Genomic DNA, 16,690 nt, shown 5'->3' with positions numbered 1-16,690 from the left:
TCGTGGCCGAGGACGAGAAGACCCCGGCCCGCGAGATCATCACCGACTACGCCCAGGCGCACTTCCGGTACTTCCGCACCGCCGACGGCACCGTGTACGCACAGCGCACCGGGCACCCGGTGGCCCGTCCGATCCGCTCGCAGGGCACCACCGGGAGCCACCGCCAGGAACTCATCGTCGGCCTGTACCGCGACGGGGTCGGCGTGTTCAACGGCACCGCTCTCAAGGAGGCGCTGGACCTGATCGAAGCGCTCGCCCTGCACGAGGACGTGCAGCCCGTCCACATCCGTGTCGCCCCGGGGTTCGACGGGGCGACGTGGCTGGACCTGGGCCGCGCGGACGGCCTGTCCGTGCGCATCCACCCCACCGGCTGGGACACCGTCGTCCCGGACCCGCGGGAAGTGTGCTGGCGGCGCACCCAGCTCACCGGTGAACTCCCGGTGCCGGCCAAGGACACCGACGGCAAGGGCATCGACCTCCTGCTGCGGCTGACGAACTTCGCCAGCGCCAGTTCCGAGTGCCTGGCCATCGCGTGGCTGATCGGCTGCCTGGGGCCGTCCGTGCCGGTCCCGGCCCCATTCCTCACCGGCCCGCAGGGCGCCGGCAAGTCCACCGCCGGCCGGATGCTGACCCGGATCATCGAAGGCATGAGCGGCGACCTGCGCAGGCCGCCGAAGGACGAGGACAGTCTGATCGCCGCCGTCGCGGCCGGATGGGTCACCGCCCTCGACAACCTCTCCCACATGACCCCCGACCTGTCCGACGCCATGTGCTGCATCGTGACCGGCGCCGAGAGCGTCAAGCGCGCCCTGTTCACCGACGGCGACGTCCACCGCTCCGCCTACCGCCGCCCCCTGCTCCTGACCGGCATCGACGTCGGCGTCATCCGCCCCGACCTCGCCGAACGCCTCCTGCCCCTGCGGCTGGAGCGGCCCCGCGTCCGCCGCACAGAAGCGGAACTGTGGGCCGAGTACGCGGACGTGCTCCCCGTCGTGCTCGGGTCGCTGCTGGACCTGACGGTCACGGTCCGCGCCGCCGAGGCGGAGACCCCGACCGACCTGCGGATGGCGGACTTCGCCCACCTGTGCGCGCAGTTGGACATCGCGACCGGCTGGGGGTCTCTGGCCGCGTACCGGGCCAGTGTGGACGACCTGAACGACGACGTCATCGAGGGTGACCTCCTCGCGCAGACCGTCCTCAAGCACGCCGAGACCATCGCCCCGGGCACCGCGCAGCGCATGACGTCCACGGAGTGGCTGAACTGCCTCAGCCGCCTCTACAGCGGCGACGAACTCCGTTCCCTGCCCAAGGGCTGGCCGACCACCGGCAAGGTCCTCTCCGACCGGCTCAAGCGTCTGCAGCCCACCCTTGCGGCCCGGGGGGTCCTCATCGACACCGGCCGCACGAAAGAGGGCCGCTACCTCGAAATGGCCCGCCCGGCCGCCAAGGCCCCGCACGAGGAGCCGCGGCTGCACTGACCTGCCGTGCGTTCGAACGGCAAGAGGAGCACCCGTCGGCGGGACCGGGTGCTCCTCTTGCTGTTCGGCGAAGCCGCGAGAGGGCCGCGCCGCGCGCGGCTCCTTTCACGCTCTGAGGCGCACCTCACCACCACAGACACCCCCGCCTTTGTCCTAAGTAGGAAGACGCTGCGTCACCTGCGTCACGCGGGCCAGAAAACAGCCCCTGACCTGCGTCGGGACCGGTGACGCAGACGGCGGCTTCTGCGTCATCCTGCGTCACCTGCGTCATCCGATGACGCAGCCCATGACACAGCGGTGACGCACCCGCCGACCGTCGCGTCACCCAAAAGCGCAGGTCAGAGACCTGGATGACGCTGATGACGCGGTGACGCAGAAATCCCCGCCTCGGACACGCGCGCATCGCGAGAAGCCACCACACACCTGACGACCGGCGCCACCGAGCACCCCACCTGTGAACCCGGGAGGAGCCCCACCGTGACCACCATCCCGCCCCTCGTCCTGGAAGTCCCCGAAGTCATGGCGGCCCTGCGGATGAGCCGCAGCAAGGTCTACGACCTCATCCGCACCAAGAAGCTCGACAGCTTCACGGAGGGCCGCCTCCGCCGCATCCCCGTGACCGCCCTGCACGACTACCTGCGCACCAAGATGGAGGAGAACGCCTGATGGCCAAGCGCAACCCGAACGGCGCCGGCACCGTAACCAAGCGCAAGGACGGGCGCTACCAGGCCGCCGTATACGTCCCGCAGCCCGACGGGACGTGGGCCCGCAAGTTCGCCTATGGGTCGACCTGGACCGAGTGCGACAGCAAGCGCAAGGAGTTGGTGGAGCGCGCCAAGCAGGGCATCGCGACCCCGACCCGGTCGGCGAAGCTCTCCGAGTGGCTGCCGTACTGGCTGGAACACTTCATCGCCCCCCAGAGGAAGCGGACCACCGCCGCCAAGTACGAGACGCACGTACGCCTCTACCTCGTCCCGCTGCTCGGCTCCAAGGGTCTGGAGTCGCTGAGCCCGCGCGACGTGCGGACGTTCCTGGCGAAGGTCACCGCGCAGTCCAGCGCCGCCACGGCGAAGGAGTCGCACCGGGTGCTCCGGTCGGCGCTGAGCGCCGCGTGCCGGGACGAGCTGATCGTGCGGAACGTCGCGATGCTGGTCCCGCCGCCCCGGGTGACGAGCCGTGAGGTCAAGCCGTGGACGCTCGACCAGACGCTCACCTTCCTCTCGGCTGCCCGCACCGACCCGCTCTACGCCGCGTTCGTCCTGGCCATCGCGCTCGGCATGCGGCGCGGGGAGATCGTCGGGCTCCGCTGGTCGGAGGTCAACCTCGACTACCGGGTCCTGGTCGTCCGCGAGCAGGTGCAGCGGGTCCGCGGCGAGCTGTACGCGGACACCACGAAGAGCGGCAAGCGCCGGCCCGTGCCGCTCCCCCGGATCTGTGTGGCGGCCCTGCGCTGGCACCGGATGCGGCAGGACGAGGCCCGGCGCGCGGCGGGCGAGAAGTGGGAGGAGACCGGCTACGTCTTCACCACCCGGTCCGGCCGGCCCATCGAGCCGACCAACCTCTACCGCTCGTTCGTCCGGGTGTCCAAGGCCGCCGACGTCCCGGCGATCCGGCTGCACGACACCCGGCACGGGTGCGCGACGCTGCTGGTGGCCTGCGGGGTGCCGCCGCGGGTGGTGATGGAGATCCTCGGCCACAGCCAGATCGGGCTGACGATGAACGTCTACACCCACGTCGCGCAGGACACCCAGCGTGAGGCCCTCGGGAACATGGACCGGCTGCTCAAGCGTCGTCACTGATGTCAGTCTGAGATGTCAAACGCCCCGGACCGACATCGGTCCGGGGCGTTTGTGCTGGTGGGCGCGGACGGTTTCGAACCGCCGACATCTGCTTTGTAAGAGCAGCGCTCTACCGCTGAGCTACGCGCCCTCGGCGTGGCCCGGTGGGGGCACGACGAGTGCCAAGAGTACCTGGTCCGGTGGGTGGTCGGGCGCAGGTGGTCGGGGAGTGGGACGGGTGGGGTGCCGGGGGGTGGGGGTGATCGGGAAGAATGGGCGGTGGAGTGGCGGTCGGATCAGGGAGCGCGGCGTGAGGGTGTCCGGCGGGAGCGGGCGGCGGCGGGGGCGGCCGGGGAGTGCTGCGGTCGAGGCGCTGGTGCTGCCGCTGGTGGTGGCCGGGATGCTCGGGGCGGCGGGGGCGTCGGCGCTGGGCGGGCTCGGGGGCGGCCGCGGCGGCTGGTTCCGGCGGGGTGAGGGGCAGCGGGCGGACGCGAAGGCGGCGCGGGACACGGCGCAGCAGGCGTTCTACGAGCTGGACTCGACGCAGCGCGAGGTGCAGCTGGCGGTGGAGACGGTGCGCGCGGCGGGTGACGGGCCGACGGCGCAGCGGGCGCTGGCGGACTTCCGGGAGATCTCGGGGCGGGTCGACCAGGTGAGCGTGAATTACCTGGAGGCCCTGGACGCGCACGATCTGGACGCGGAGGAGCTGGAGTCCGGGGTGGCGGCGCGGGCGCGGCGCCGGCTGGAGGACGTGACCGGGCAGTTGGGGGCGGCGCAGCGGGAGCTGAACGCGTTCCTGCAGCGGTTGCAGCCGGCGATCCAGCAGGCGGAGTCGCAGCTGATGCGGGTGACGCCGGCGGTGGAGGGGGCGAAGCGTTCGCTGCTGGCCGCGACGAACGCGCTGGAGGCGGTCCGCGCGGCAGGTCTGCGGGCGGACGAGCTGGCGTCCCGCCTGGCCGAGCTGGCGCCGGAGCTGGCCCGGCTGAACGAGGGCGCGGCGCGGCACGGGGTGGCGGAGACGCTGCAGCGGGCGGAGCGGGTGGCGCAGCGGGCGGACGCGATCGCGGCGGACGCCGGGCAGCTGCCGGAGCGGGCGCGGGAGCTGGACCGGCGGGTGGCGAGCCTGCGGACCCGGATCCAGGCGTTGGAGACCAAGGCGGGCACGGTGGAGCCGGCGCTGAGCGAGTTGCGCCGACGGTTCAGCACGGCGTGCTGGCAGGACCTCCAGCGGGTGCCGGATCAGGTCGCGGAGACCGGGCGGGCCGCGCAGGAGAAGCTGGTGGAGGCGGCGCGGGCGCGGGACGAGCAGCGCTGGGCGGACGCGACCGGGGCGATCGGAACGGTACGGGCGCTACTGGAGGCGGCGGACGGTTCGGTGGTCGCGGTGAACGAGCGGCTGCGGCAGCTGAACGAGGTGCAGCACGACCCCCAGCGGGAGGTCGAGCGGACGCGTTTCGCCCTGCGGGACGCGCAGCGGCTGGCGATGTCCGGCCGGCAGGCACCGGATCCCCGGCACGCCGCCCCGCTGGACGCCGCGGTGGAGCGGTTGGACCGGGCGGTGGCGGAGCTGGAGGCGGCCGGACGGCATCCCGACTACTGGCGCTTCCTGTCGGAGCTGGCGGCCGTGCGGGAGACGTCGGCGCGGGTGGTGGAGCTGATCCGCGAGGACCTCGGCGGTCACCGGCCGTAGCGGGAGCCGGGCCAGGAGGAGGACGGGGAAGGGAAGGACGGACCAGGGGAAGGGCGGCCAGGAGAACGACGGGGAAGGGCGGGGAAGGGAAAAGGCGGGCCAAGAGAAGGGCCGCGGAAGCAGAAGCTACTCACGGGTAACATCTTCGGCTAGAGTCACCGCCATGGCTCGTAAGCGCAGCATGTCCGCCGCCACCTTCCGTCGCGGGATCAACCTCTGGCCGCCGTTCCTGTTCGCCGGCATCCGGGTGCTGTCCCTCTCGGAGGACTACCGGCACGCCCGCGTCCGGCTCCGGCTCGGACGGTTCAACCGCAACTACGTCGGTACGCACTTCGGCGGGTCGATCTTCGCGATGACCGACCCGTTCTGGATGCTGCTGGTGATGCAGAACCTCGGCCGCGACTACGTGGTCTGGGACTCGGCCGGCGAGATCGACTTCGTGGCGCCCGGACGCGGCGACGTCTTCGCCGACTTCACCCTCACCGAGGAGCGCCTGGAGGAGATCCGGGAGCTGACCCGGGACGGTCGCAAGGCCCTCGTCTGGTTCGACACCGACGTCCTGGCCGCGGACGGCTCGGTGGTCGCCCGGGTGCGCAAGCAGGTGTACGTCCGGGAGAAGCGCCGGGTGACCGAGCAGAACGGACAGCAGGAGCGGCAGGAGCGCACCCCCGCGCAGGCGTAGGTCCGCCGGCCCGGCGACGCGGGTACGCTGCGGGGCATGCCACGTTATGACTTCCGCTGCCGCACCTGCGGGGCCACCTTCGAACTCCGCCGCGCGATGGCGCAGGCCAACGACCCCGCGGTCTGCCCGCAGGGGCACGAGGACACCGTGAAGCTGCTCTCCACCGTCGCCGTCACCGGTGTCGGCGGCGGTGCGGCCGCCGCCCCACAGCAGTCCGCCGGCGGTGGCGGGGGCTGCTGCGGGGGCGGCTGCTGCGGCTGAACCAGGAGGAAGCAGGGAGCCGAACGAGGAACCGGGGCTACGCCACCGGCACGCTCTCCCCGACGCCCGAGCGCACCCGGTCCAGGAAGCACCGGACGATCTCCTCACCGGCCGCCACGCCGACCAGGTCCAGGACGGTGACCCCGGGGGCCGTCCAGCCGCTGTCGGCCAGTTCGCCGTGCCCGGGGCGCCAGCCGGCGTCGGCGGCGAGCAGCAGATCGGCGTCGAGCAGCGAGTCGCCGGCGGCGAGCACGGTCGCGCCGCCCACCCGCCGTTCGACCTCGGCGAGGGCGGCGCTCTTGCTGAGCGGCGCCGGCACCGCGTACACCTTGCGGCCCTGGAGGGAGACCGTCCAGCCGCGCTCGGCGCACCAGCCGGTGAGCTCGTCCAGCCAGCCGGCCGGCAGTTCGGCGCGTTCGACGACCAGGTAGGCGAACAGGTCGTCGGCGACCCGGCGCTTGTGGGTCCACTCGGGGTCGGCGGTGAGCGCGAGGTGCTCGACGACCTCGCTCAGCGGCACGGAGGCGGCGGTCAGCCGGCCGGTGACCTCGGCGCGCCAGTCCTCGTCGGGGACGCCGTTGACGAGCAGCTGCCCGCCGTTGCTGCAGATCGCGTACGCGGGGACCCAACCGGGCGTCGGGCCGGGCAGGTTGACCCGCTCGTACTGGGTCCTGGTCCGGGTGGTGGCGGGGACGAGGACGGCCTCGCGGGAGAGCTCGACCAGGAGCTCGGCGGCCCGCTCGGTCATGAACGAGAGCGCCTTGCCGTCGTGCACCTCGACCGAGAGCAGGCGCGGGGCCAGCCGGTCGGGCACGTCGAGGGCGAGTGCCCGGTTGGAGTAGATCAGGGTGCGGTCGAGGTCGCTGGCGACCACGAATCGCGGGGCGGCCGGGCCGGTCATCAGAACTCCTTCAGCGGGACGGCGGTGCCGTCGGCACCGGTCGCTCCCCGACTGTAGTGGGGGTGGATGAGGCCGACGCAGGTGTACGGCAGGTCGTCGACCTCCTCGACGGGGACGCCGCGCTGGGCGGCGAGCAGACGGACGTGGTCGAGGTCGGCGCCGCTGCCGCGGCGGGCGAGCACCCGCCAGGGGACGCGGCGCAGCAGCACGCGGGTGGTCTCGCCGACGCCGGGCTTGACCAGGTTGACGTTGTCGATGCCGTACTCGGCGCTGATGCGCTCGACGGCGGCCCAGCCGGCCCAGTCGGGTTCGCGGTCGGCGGCGCCGGACAGGTCGGCGCAGGCCTCGACGGCGAGGTCGCGGACGTCGGGGAAGTGGTCGGCGACGGTGGCCAGGAAGGCGTCGGAGACGTCGGCGCCGGCCAGCTCGGTGTAGTGCTTGGCGCCGTGGAAGTCGTCGGGGCCGATCAGGTCGTCGCGCAGGACGGTCCGGGAGACCAGGCCGGAGACGGTGGAGTTGAGGCAGGCGGACGGGATGAGGAAGTCGTCGCGGGTGCCGTAGGTGCGCACGCAGCGGCCGGGGTCGGCGAGGACGGCGAGGTCGGGGTCGAAGCCGGTGCCGGCCAGGGCTTCGGCGAGTTCGCGGGTGATCGCGCCCTTGCCGGTCCAGCCGTCGACGAACACCACGTCGCCGGCATGGTGGTGGGCGGCGAGGTAGCGCAGGGCGACCGGGTCGATGCCCTTGCCGCGGACGATGGAGACCGCGTAGTGCGGGACGTCCAGGCCGTGGGCCAGCCGGAGGTAGCGGCGGATCAGGATGCCGACGGGCGTGCCGGCGCGGGCGAGCGAGGCGAGCACCAGGCCCTGGCCGCGCTCGCGCAGCAGGGTCTCGGCGACGGTGCCGACGGCGAGCGCGATCCGGCGGGCGGAGGTGCGCAGCGCCTGGTGGAAGAGCTCCTGGTACTCGGGACTGGGCTGGTACTCGACGGGCAGCGACTCGGCGTAGTGGGCGCCGCCGTTCTGCACGGCCTCCTCGCGCTCCTCGGTGGGGGCCTCCAGGGCGACGTCGGAGAGGTCCTTGAGCAGCCAGGCCACCTCCTCGGCGGCGTACGAGGAGAACGCGGGGCCGTACAGCGGGGTGGGCAGCGGGGTGGGCAGCGGGGTGGGCAGCGCGCCGCTCAGGGGCGCACCCGACGGAGAGGCGCTCGGAGGGGTCACGGTCGGCGGAGCGACCGGAGGAGTCACGGTCGAGGGGACGACCGGAGGCGTCACGGTCGGCGAGGTCGGCACAGCGGGCTCCAGGAGTGGCGGGACAGGCCGGTGCGAGGGCAGGACGGTGAGCACGACGCGGTCGGTGACCTGCCGCAGCTGGGTGAGCAGGGCCCGGTCGCCCTCGTGCAGGGCGGGGGTGTCGCCGTGGCTGTCGACGACGAGGACCACCGCGTCGAAGCGGCGCCCCGGGTCGGCGCCGGGGGCCACGTTGTAGACGTAGCGCTCGCGCGAGGCGTCGTCGGCCGGGTCGTCGTGGGCCGGGAAGGCCAGCCGGGTGCGGATGGCGTAGCCGGGGTCGTCCACCGCGAGGACCGGCGAGCGGGTGGTGGTGGAGAAGCGGACGCGCTCCTCGCCGCCGTCTCCGAGGTGGTCGGCGAGCGCGCCGGCCAGGCGCAGCGGGGCGTACATCAGCTCCTCGGAGCCGAGGACGAGGATCCGCCGCTCGGCGCCGTCCAGGGCCTCGGCGATCCGCCCGGCCACCCGGGGCAGGACGGCTTCGAGCCCGGCCCGGTGCTCGGCGGTGAAGCCGTGCCGTCCGCCGTCGGGCAGGTCCGCCGGCCAGTCGGGCTCGACGCGGACGACCCGGGCGGGCGCGGCGGCGGGGGCGGGCTCGGGGGCCGGGCCGATCTCGGCGATCAGGCGCTCGGCGCGGTCGAGGACGTCGGCGGGCAGGTCGACGCCGCCGGCGGCGGTGGCGACCAGGTCGAGCCGGGCGCCGAGTTCGGCGGCGGCGTCGGCGAGGCGGGCCCGGTCGGTGTCGGCGCGCAGGTCGACCAGTGCGACGACGACGTAGTGGGCGCGCGGGTGGTGGGCGTGCAGGGCGCGGATGGTGTTGAGCACGGTGTTACCGGTGGAGAACTCGTCGTCGACCAGCACCAGCGGCCCGTCCCCGGCGAGCAGCCGGGGGTCGGCGGGCAGCAGCAGGTGGGAGGTGGCGTGCGAGTGCTCCTCCTCGAAGCCGCCGACCGGGTCCAGTCCGGGCACGGGGCGCCGGGTGGAGTGCAGGTACGGGGCATCCAGGCCGTCGGCGACGCTGTGGCCGAGGCCGGTGGCGGTCTCCGCGTAGCCGAGCACGACGGCCCGCGCCGCCGCCTCCGCGCCCAGCAACTCACGTACGCGGCGGCCGAGTTCGAGGCCGGCGCCGTGCACCACCGAGGGCCGCTGCGGCACGTGCTTGCCGAGCACGTTGGAGACCAGCAGGTGGGCCCGCTTGCGGTTCTCGCGCAGGGCCAGGCCGACCAGGCCGGGCAGCCGGTCGGACCCGGTCAGGGCGATGCCGGCCCGGTCGGCGACCCAGCGGCCGGTCCACTCTCGCTGTGCTGTCACTACTGGTCCCGCTTTCGGTGGTACTGGGTGGCGCTGCTTCATCGGTAGGTCGACGAGGCCGGAAGGGTCGGGCGGGCTCAGGCGCACAGGCAGGCCGAGAGCAGTTCGGCGAAGCTGACGTCCTCGCGCGCGACCCCGAACACCTCCGCCCGCAGCAGCACCCGCTCGGCCCAGGCCCGGTGCGGCTTGGCCTCGTTCATCTTGTTGGTGTACGCCGAGCGCAGCACGCCGCCCCCGCCGCGCTCCTGGTCGAGGATGTCGCGCGCGTCGCTGTACTCCTCGTGCGTGACCACCGAGAGGGCGTGCACGGCGGGCACGTGGCTGGGGTGGATGCAGGTCTTGCCCAGCAGTCCGTTGGCGCGGTCGAGTTCGATCTCGCGGATCAGGCCGTCCAGGTCGTGCTCGATGATCCGCTGGCGGACGGCCTCGCCGGAGGGCTCGGCCTCGGCGAACGGGGTGCGGCGCAGCTGGGGCTTGAACATCCGCTCCTGGACGGGGAAGTACTCCCAGACCGGCCCGGTGATGGTGTGTCCGGTGCCGTCGGCGCGGCCGAGCACGTTGACCACGTCGCCGATCACGGCGGCGACCAGCGCCACGTCGTAGGCGGTGAGGTCGGGCGAGCGGCGCAGTCCGTACGCGGAGCAGAGGTCGGTGACGCCCAGGCGTACGGCGAGGATCCGCTCGCGGTACTTGTCCAGCAGCCGGGCGACGCCGAACAGCTGATCGCGGCGGGTCTCCAGGTGGGCCAGCTCGGGCGACTCCAGGACGGGCATGGCGAACAGCCGGTGGCCGGTGGCGTCCTCGGCGGCGGCCAGGGCCTCCAGGAAGGCGCCGCCGCTGTCCTCGGTGAACTTGGGCAGCACGAACCCGGTGAGCAGGCCGATCGCCGGGCCGAGCCGCTCGGCGAGGTCGGTGATCTGCCCGGCGGCGCGGACCCGGATGAAGAGCAGGGGCAGATCCTGTGCGCAACCGGTGGAGATTTCACCGCCGCGGTCGGTATTCTCGGCGTGGATCTCACCCAGTCGGGCGACCAGGTTGGCCTCGGCGGCGGGCACCTCGTGGTCGGCTATCGCGTCCTCCAGGCAAAGCACCATGGAGACCACCCCGCGCGCGGCCTGCTTGCGGATGTCGGCCGCCAGGGTGGTCCGGGTGGCCGGGCTGTAGAGGGTCGCGCCGAGCGCCGTGGACAGCACGGCGGCCTCGCTGCCCGGGGTGAAGGCCCGGGGCTGTTCGTGGAAGAGCCGGTCGCGCACGGAGTCGGGGAGGTGGCCGAAGTGGCGCATGGTGCTCTCCTCAGGGGGTGCTGGCGGCCGCGGGGGCGGCTCGCTGGTACGCGGACGGACGGACGGGATGCCGGGGATCGGGGTGGCGGCCGCGACGGCGGGGCCGGTCCCGGGACCAGGGGGGTGTCACGAGGAGGAACAATCCGCCGCGCGCGGTGGTTCCCGCGCCGCGCTCCGGGACGTGCATCGTCGAACCCCCCGCCCGCGCCCCCCGGGGCCTTCCGGCCGCCATCGTACGGACCGCGTCCGGCCGAACGCGCCTCCGAAACGTCGAATTCTCGGAAGGTTACCGTCCGCTTCACAAAGCGCAAGCGTTGGCAAAGTCCCCCACGCTTCCGCCACCTTCGGTCACGTTGTCCGAAGGGGTGGCGAACAGGCAGGATGGTCGGCTATGACGCACGTGATGGCCAAGGGCGCCAACATCGCACTGCCGGTGGCGGCGGTCCGCGCCGTGCTGCGCTGGAGCGCAGCGCCCGGCTCGCCGGACGTGGACGCCTCGGCGCTGCTGCTCGGACCCGACGGGCGGGTCCGGTCGGACGCCGACTTCGTCTTCTACAACCAGCCCCGGCACCCGTCGGGCCTGGTGCGCCACCTGCCCAAGCAGCAGACCGCCGGCGGCGCCGAGATCGCCGACACGGTCGAGGTGGAGCTGGGCAAGCTGCCCGCCGACATCGACCGGGTGGTGCTGGCCGGCTCCTCCGAGGGCGGTTCGTTCCGCTCGGTGACCGGGCTGCGGGTGCTGCTGTACGACACCGCGGCCGGTGAGGGCGCGCCCGCGCTGGCCGAGTTCGCGATGACGGACGCCGACGACGTGACCGCGCTGCTGGCCGGTGAGCTGTACCGCCGGGCCGGCGCCTGGAAGTTCCGCGCGGTCGGCCAGGGCTACGCCTCCGGCCTGATCGGCCTGGCCACCGATTTCGGGATCACCGTCGACGACGAGAGCGACGGCGCCACCGACGCCGGCCGGGCCCCGACCCGGGCCCCCGTGGACCCGCGCAGCACCCCGGCCCCCATGCCGGCCGCCCGGCCCGAGCCGGGCACGTACACCCTGGCCCCGGCCGTCCCGCAGTCCGCCCCGCAGCCGGCCGCGCCCGCCCAGCCGCCGGCCCCCCAGCAGGCGCCGTCCGCGGTGCCCACCACCACGCCCCCGCCGCCCTCGCTGCCGCCCACCCTGCCGCCGACTCCCCCGGCCCCGCCGGCGCCGCAGCCCTCGTACGGCTACCCGCCCCGGCCGCAGCCGCAGCCCACCTCCGCCCAGGGCGGCTACGGCTACCCCCAGCCGCAGCCCCAGCCCTCCTACGGCTACCCGCCGCAGCAGGCGCCCCAGCAGCCGCCGTACCCCCAGCCGCAGCCCCAGCAGCCGCAGCCCTCGTACGGCTATCCGCCGCAGCAGCAGGCTCCGCAGCACTCCGGCTACGGCTACCCGCAGCAGCAGCACACCCAGCAGCCCCCGCCGCCCGTGCAGCCGTCGCCGGGCGCGGAGGAGTTCGCGCTGCCGCCGCAGGGACCGCAGTTCCAGCCGCGCTGATCCCTCCCGCACCGGCCGCCCCCACCCGGACCGTGACCCGCCACCGCCCGTCCCCGAGTGGTGACCGGCCACGGTCGGGCCGCTACTCCGCCTTGTAGCCCCGCTGCCACTGCATGCCGAAGCCGTACAGCCGGTCGATGTCGGCCTGGAAGCCGTTGACGTAGCGCACCTCGCGGCGCACCCGCAGCTGGTTGTCGCCGACGTTCTCGATCAGCACCACCGCGCAGGAGCGGGCCGCCCTGGCCCGCTCCTCCAGCTTGATCTCGATCCGCGGACCGGTCTGCGGCACGATCGTCACGACCGCGTTGGCCTGCTCGAAGGCGGGCGTGCCGTCGTAGATGTAGACGAACACCAGCAGCCGTTTGAACTGGTCCTTCTTCTCCAGGTTGACGTACATCGTCTCGCCGGAGGGCGCGCCGTACTGGTCGTCACCGCTGAGCTTGACGAAGGGCGGCTTCTGGAGGTCGCCGAAGTAGCCGCCGAGCGGCTGCACCACGCCCCGGGAGCCGTCGGCGAGTTCGTACATGCAGGCGAGGTCGAGGTCGACGTTGACCTGGCCCGGCTGGGCGTCCGGCTCCTGGGGGCTGAGGATGCGCGGGCTGAACCAGCGGCGCAGCGACTCGCCCGCGGTCGGGGCCGGGCCCGAGACCCGGTTCTGCCAGTACAGGTTGATGTACAGGAAGCCGGTGGTGGCCGCCGCGCCGGTGATCGCGTGCTGCGGCGACGACTTGGTGAGCGTGATCTTGTACTGCCCGCCGGAGTCGAAGGCGTTGCGATCCCCGCGCAGGTACTCCCAAATCGAGGCCATCCAGTCCTCCCCCAGCACCGCCGGGCGCTCCGGCGGTCCGCCGATCCATGATCGGTCATCAGCCCGCCGACCGGTACCCGGATCCCCTACCCCACCCCACCCCGGCGACGCATCCCGGCCACCCCGGCGGGGCGATTGGCGGACCGAACTTCCCTCCCGTACGATGCCGCCTCCTCGGACGCGATATCGTCTTGCCGCACAGGTGTCCCGTTCACCCCGGACGGGTACGGTGGGCGCGCCCCGACGGCGGCGACGCTCCGTCAGGACCGCCGCCCCCGACGGCACCTGACCGCTCCTGTGTCGCACCACAGCCCTGTCCCTGCGGAAAGCCGAGGCCCGACCCGCAATGAACCTGACCTCCATACAGCTGGTCTGGACCGTCGTCGGCGGCGCAGCCCTGCTGTTCACCGCCATCCTGGTGGCGACCCTGCGCTTCAAGAGCAACAACAAGTCCGAGGAGATCACGGACTCCTGGGAGCGCAGCGAGGAGCGCCGGCGCCGCAAGGAGATGATCTACGGGATCTCCTCCTACGTCCTGCTGTTCTGCTGCGCGGGCGTCGCCGCCGCGCTGTCGTTCCACGGACTGGTGGGCTTCGGCAAGGAGAACCTCGGCCTTTCCGGCGGCTGGGAGTACCTGGTCCCGTTCGGCCTGGACGGCGCGGCCATGTTCTGCTCGGTGCTCGCGGTGCGCGAGGCCAGCCACGGTGACGCCGCACTCGGCTCGCGCCTGCTGGTCTGGGTGTTCGCGATCGCCTCGGCCTGGTTCAACTGGGTGCACGCGCCGCGCGGTCTCGCCCACGACGGCGCCCCGGAGTTCTTCTCCGGTATGTCCATCTCGGCCGCGATCCTGTTCGACCGCGCGCTGAAGCAGACCCGCAAGGCCGCCCTGCGCGAGCAGGGCCTGGTGCCGCGCCCGCTGCCGCAGATCCGCATCGTGCGCTGGATGCGCGCCCCCCGCGAGACCTACGCGGCCTGGTCGCTGATGCTGCTGGAGAACGTCCGCAGCCTGGACGAGGCGGTCGAGGAGGTGCGCGAGGAGCGGCAGGCCAAGCAGGACGCGAAGCTGCGCGCCCGTACCGCCGACCGCCGCGAGCGCGCCGAGCTGAAGGCCATCGCCCGTCAGGGCGGCATGCTCGCCCGGGCCCGCGGCGGCCGCCAGGTGCCCGCCCTCACGTCTGCCGGAGACGGCCAGAGCGCTACGGAGCCTGCCCTAGCCGCGGATTCCGACGCCGCCCCCGCCCTCGAAGCCGCCCCGCTGAGCGCCCTGGAGGCCGGCCGCCGTCCGCGCGCCGCCGTCGGCTCCTCCTCGTCCTCGGCCACGGGTTCCGGCCGCTCCTCCTCGGAGAGCTCCTACCGCTCCTCGTACGACAGCGGCTCGTCCTCGTACGGCTCGTCCTCCTCGTCGTACGGCTCGTCCTCCTCGTACGACAGCGGATCGTCCTCCTCGTACGGCTCCTCGTCCTACCGGAGCTCCTCGGCCGTCGACCTGACGGCGGACGACGACACCCTGTCGATGCCGAAGCTGGACTCGCTGGAGCGCAAGCTGCGCGCCATCGAGCAGCAGCTCGGCTGAGACGCCCGAGCGACAACGCGAAGGCCGCCCCCGCATCGTGCGGGGGCGGCCTTCGTCGTGCGGGCCGCGGGGGCGGCGGAGGCTACTTGGCCAGCGAGGCCGGCTCGTTCTCCTCCTCGCCGCCCTCGCCGCCCTCGGCGGCGATCCGGCGGTTGCGCAGGATCGAGGAGCCCAGGGCGAGGGCGATGAAGCCGACGCCGATCAGGCCGGTGACGATCTCCGGGATGTGGTGCTCGATGCCCACCATCAGGATGAGCGCCAGCGCGCCGATCGCGTAGTGGGCGCCGTGCTCCAGGTAGACGTAGTCGTCCAGGGTGCCCTTGCGGACCAGGAAGACCGTCAGCGACCGGATGTACATGGCGCCGATGCCGAGGCCCATGGTGATCACGAAGATGTCGCTGGTGATGGCGAAGGCGCCGACCACACCGTCGAAGGAGAACGAGGCGTCCAGGACCTCCAGGTACAGGAAGAGGAAGAACGCGGCCCGGCCGCCGACCTGGACGATCGACTTGCCGCCCTTCTCGGCCTCCTCCTCGGCCTCGGCGTCCTCCTCCAGGCGGTCCTCGAAGACGCTGGAGAGGGCGTTGACCGCCAGGTAGGTGGCGAGGCCCAGCAGACCGGCCAGCAGCACGGTCTCGGCGTTGTCACCGGCGAAGAAGTTGGCCACCAGGGCCAGCGTGACCAGGGCGACGACCGTGGAGAAGGCCTCCAGCTTGCCGACCTTCTCCAGCGGGCGCTCGACCCAGCGCAGCCAGTGGAAGTCCTTCTCCCCCAGGATGAAGTCCAGGAAGATCATCAGCAGGAAGATGCCGCCGAAGGCCGCGATGGCCGGGTTGGCGGCCTCCAGGTACTGGGCGTAGGTCTGGCCCTCGTAGGTCTTGTCGCCGTGCAGCGCCAGGTCGATGACGGTGCCGGGCGACAGGTGGGCGGTCAGCCCGACGACCAGCAGCGGGAAGATCAGGCGCATGCCGAAGACGGCGATCAGGATGCCGACGGTCAGGAAGATCTTCTGCCAGTACGGGTTCATCCGCTTCAACACGGTGGCGTTGACCACCGCGTTGTCGAACGAGAGCGAGATCTCCAGGATCGACAGGATCAGCACGATGCCGAATCCCTCGGCACCCCAGAGGATGTAGGAGACGATCAGACCGACGGCCGTGACCGCGAACGACCAGCCGAATGTGCGCAGGAGCACGGGAGTTGGTTACCTTTCGATTCAGTTTTTGGCGGTTACTGTACGTTGACGCCGAAATCGAGGGCGATCCCGCGCAGGCCGGAGGCGTACCCCTGGCCCACCGCGCGGAACTTCCACTCGCCGGCGTAGCGGTACAGCTCGCCGAAGATCATGGCGGTCTCGCTGGAGGCGTCCTCGGTGAGGTCGTAGCGGGCGATCTCCTGCCCGTCCACGTTGTTCACCACCCGGATGTAGGCGTTGCGGACCTGCCCGAAGTTCTCCATCCGGGCCTCGGCGTCGTAGATCGACACCGCGAAGACCACCTTGTCGACCTGGGCCGGGACCAGCTCCAGGTTGACCACGACGACCTCGTCGTCGCCGTCCCCGTCGCCGGTGAGGTTGTCGCCCTGGTGCTCGACCGAACCCTCGGGGCTCTTCAGGTTGTTGTAGAACACGAAGTACTCGTCGCCGAGCACCCGGCCCCCCGAGCTGAGCAGGGCGCTCGCGTCGAGGTCGAACGGCGCGCCCGTGGTCGAGCGGGCGTCCCAGCCGAGGCCGATCTGCACCTGCGTCAGATTCGGCGCGGCCTTGGTGAGCGAGACGTTGCCGCCCTTGGCGAGCGTGACACTCATGGCTGTCCTTTCCTCCCTCTGGTCCCGGGGCGCGTCTCAGGTTCTATGCCCCCGTGGCCCCGTCCGGCCGACTTCGACCGGCTGAACTTCCTGAACTCCTATCCTCCCAGTGCGCCGCCACCCCACGGAACCAGGGCGGTACGAAGCACGGGACCACCGGACGGCACGAAGCGCGGGACCGCCGGACAGCACGAAGCCGGGGCCGGGGGGCGCCCGGGGGGGGGGGGGGGGCCCGGCGGGGGGGGGGGGGGGGGCGGGGGCCCCCGGGGGGGGGGGGACCAAAGTAAAACAAAACCACACGCGAG

Annotated in this window: 14 protein-coding genes and 1 tRNA gene; 8 read left to right on the top strand and 7 right to left on the bottom strand. The window is 72.7% G+C overall.

Annotated elements, in window-relative coordinates:
- The first annotated feature begins 2 nt into the window (after positions 1–2).
- From ACWEQL_RS19385 to ACWEQL_RS19375, 3 genes are all read left to right on the top strand, one after another.
- Positions 3–1,478: an ATP-binding protein gene (locus ACWEQL_RS19385; RefSeq protein WP_452151482.1), complete on the top strand. Its 1,476-nt coding sequence runs from the start codon at positions 3–5 to the stop codon at positions 1,476–1,478.
- A 477-nt stretch (positions 1,479–1,955) separates the two neighbouring features.
- Positions 1,956–2,144 carry a helix-turn-helix domain-containing protein gene (locus ACWEQL_RS19380; RefSeq protein WP_452151481.1) on the top strand — a complete coding sequence of 63 codons (189 nt, stop codon included), beginning with the start codon at positions 1,956–1,958 and terminating at the stop codon, positions 2,142–2,144.
- The gene (locus tag ACWEQL_RS19375) at positions 2,144–3,277 is read left to right on the top strand and encodes a site-specific integrase (protein WP_452151480.1); all 1,134 of its coding nucleotides are present in this window, start codon (positions 2,144–2,146) and stop codon (positions 3,275–3,277) included. The genes ACWEQL_RS19380 and ACWEQL_RS19375 overlap by 1 nt, the downstream gene beginning before the upstream one ends.
- Before the next feature lie 55 nt (positions 3,278–3,332).
- On the opposite strand, the gene ACWEQL_RS19370 is transcribed toward ACWEQL_RS19375, so the two are convergent.
- Positions 3,333–3,407 (bottom strand) — tRNA-Val (locus ACWEQL_RS19370).
- A gap of 249 nt (positions 3,408–3,656) precedes the next feature.
- Between ACWEQL_RS19370 and ACWEQL_RS19365 the strand changes: the two genes are divergently transcribed.
- From ACWEQL_RS19365 to ACWEQL_RS19355, 3 genes are all read left to right on the top strand, one after another.
- A complete protein-coding gene (locus tag ACWEQL_RS19365) occupies positions 3,657–4,946 on the top strand; it encodes a hypothetical protein (protein ID WP_452151510.1) in 1,290 nt (429 codons plus the stop codon).
- Positions 4,947–5,109: 163 nt separating this feature from the next.
- Positions 5,110–5,628: a DUF4442 domain-containing protein gene (locus ACWEQL_RS19360; RefSeq protein WP_452151479.1), complete on the top strand. Its 519-nt coding sequence runs from the start codon at positions 5,110–5,112 to the stop codon at positions 5,626–5,628.
- 36 nt (positions 5,629–5,664) lie between these two features.
- Complete coding sequence (locus tag ACWEQL_RS19355; RefSeq protein WP_452151478.1) at positions 5,665–5,889, top strand: FmdB family zinc ribbon protein; 225 nt, start codon at positions 5,665–5,667, stop codon at positions 5,887–5,889.
- A gap of 37 nt (positions 5,890–5,926) precedes the next feature.
- On the opposite strand, the gene ACWEQL_RS19350 is transcribed toward ACWEQL_RS19355, so the two are convergent.
- The 3 genes from ACWEQL_RS19350 to ACWEQL_RS19340 all read right to left on the bottom strand — a co-directional run bounded on the left by ACWEQL_RS19350 (position 5,927) and on the right by ACWEQL_RS19340 (position 10,670).
- Positions 5,927–6,790 carry an HAD family hydrolase gene (locus tag ACWEQL_RS19350; protein ID WP_452151477.1) on the bottom strand — a complete coding sequence of 288 codons (864 nt, stop codon included), beginning with the start codon at positions 6,788–6,790 and terminating at the stop codon, positions 5,927–5,929.
- The gene (locus ACWEQL_RS19345) at positions 6,790–9,387 is read right to left on the bottom strand and encodes a phosphoribosyltransferase (RefSeq protein ID WP_452151476.1); all 2,598 of its coding nucleotides are present in this window, start codon (positions 9,385–9,387) and stop codon (positions 6,790–6,792) included. The genes ACWEQL_RS19350 and ACWEQL_RS19345 overlap by 1 nt, the downstream gene beginning before the upstream one ends.
- Positions 9,388–9,464: 77 nt before the next feature.
- Positions 9,465–10,670: an HpcH/HpaI aldolase/citrate lyase family protein gene (locus ACWEQL_RS19340; RefSeq protein WP_452151475.1), complete on the bottom strand. Its 1,206-nt coding sequence runs from the start codon at positions 10,668–10,670 to the stop codon at positions 9,465–9,467.
- 391 nt (positions 10,671–11,061) lie between these two features.
- On the opposite strand from ACWEQL_RS19340, the gene ACWEQL_RS19335 reads away from it, so the two are divergent.
- Positions 11,062–12,198: a TerD family protein gene (locus ACWEQL_RS19335; protein WP_452151474.1), complete on the top strand. Its 1,137-nt coding sequence runs from the start codon at positions 11,062–11,064 to the stop codon at positions 12,196–12,198.
- 82 nt (positions 12,199–12,280) lie between these two features.
- Here the strand turns inward: ACWEQL_RS19335 and ACWEQL_RS19330 are convergent, their stop codons facing one another.
- Positions 12,281–13,006 carry a Tellurium resistance gene (locus ACWEQL_RS19330; RefSeq protein WP_452151473.1) on the bottom strand — a complete coding sequence of 242 codons (726 nt, stop codon included), beginning with the start codon at positions 13,004–13,006 and terminating at the stop codon, positions 12,281–12,283.
- 346 nt (positions 13,007–13,352) lie between these two features.
- Here ACWEQL_RS19330 and ACWEQL_RS19325 point away from each other — a divergent pair, with 346 nt between their 5' ends.
- Complete coding sequence (locus ACWEQL_RS19325; RefSeq protein ID WP_452151472.1) at positions 13,353–14,579, top strand: DUF2637 domain-containing protein; 1,227 nt, start codon at positions 13,353–13,355, stop codon at positions 14,577–14,579.
- Positions 14,580–14,661: 82 nt separating this feature from the next.
- Here the strand turns inward: ACWEQL_RS19325 and ACWEQL_RS19320 are convergent, their stop codons facing one another.
- Together ACWEQL_RS19320 and ACWEQL_RS19315 are read right to left on the bottom strand one after the other, a co-directional pair.
- Positions 14,662–15,774 carry a DUF475 domain-containing protein gene (locus ACWEQL_RS19320; RefSeq protein WP_452151471.1) on the bottom strand — a complete coding sequence of 371 codons (1,113 nt, stop codon included), beginning with the start codon at positions 15,772–15,774 and terminating at the stop codon, positions 14,662–14,664.
- A gap of 35 nt (positions 15,775–15,809) precedes the next feature.
- On the bottom strand, positions 15,810–16,385 hold the full coding sequence (locus tag ACWEQL_RS19315) for a TerD family protein (RefSeq protein ID WP_452151470.1): 576 nt from the start codon (positions 16,383–16,385) through the stop codon (positions 15,810–15,812).
- Positions 16,386–16,690: the final 305 nt, after the last annotated feature.

The sequence above is a fragment of the Kitasatospora sp. NPDC004240 genome (assembly GCF_053603215.1).
The sequence above is the reverse complement of the archived record's forward strand: the minus strand, read 5'-3'. Positions and strand labels throughout refer to the sequence as shown.

Coding starts and splice junctions, on each gene's coding strand:
- ACWEQL_RS19325 (WP_452151472.1), top strand. CDS start 13,353: ATGAACCTGACCTCCATACAGCTGGTCTGGACCGTCGTCGGCGGCGCA.
- ACWEQL_RS19365 (WP_452151510.1), top strand. CDS start 3,657: ATGCTCGGGGCGGCGGGGGCGTCGGCGCTGGGCGGGCTCGGGGGCGGC.
- ACWEQL_RS19335 (WP_452151474.1), top strand. CDS start 11,062: ATGACGCACGTGATGGCCAAGGGCGCCAACATCGCACTGCCGGTGGCG.
- ACWEQL_RS19350 (WP_452151477.1), bottom strand. CDS start 6,790: ATGACCGGCCCGGCCGCCCCGCGATTCGTGGTCGCCAGCGACCTCGAC.
- ACWEQL_RS19340 (WP_452151475.1), bottom strand. CDS start 10,670: ATGCGCCACTTCGGCCACCTCCCCGACTCCGTGCGCGACCGGCTCTTC.
- ACWEQL_RS19375 (WP_452151480.1), top strand. CDS start 2,144: ATGGCCAAGCGCAACCCGAACGGCGCCGGCACCGTAACCAAGCGCAAG.
- ACWEQL_RS19330 (WP_452151473.1), bottom strand. CDS start 13,006: ATGGCCTCGATTTGGGAGTACCTGCGCGGGGATCGCAACGCCTTCGAC.
- ACWEQL_RS19360 (WP_452151479.1), top strand. CDS start 5,110: ATGGCTCGTAAGCGCAGCATGTCCGCCGCCACCTTCCGTCGCGGGATC.
- ACWEQL_RS19315 (WP_452151470.1), bottom strand. CDS start 16,385: ATGAGTGTCACGCTCGCCAAGGGCGGCAACGTCTCGCTCACCAAGGCC.
- ACWEQL_RS19355 (WP_452151478.1), top strand. CDS start 5,665: ATGCCACGTTATGACTTCCGCTGCCGCACCTGCGGGGCCACCTTCGAA.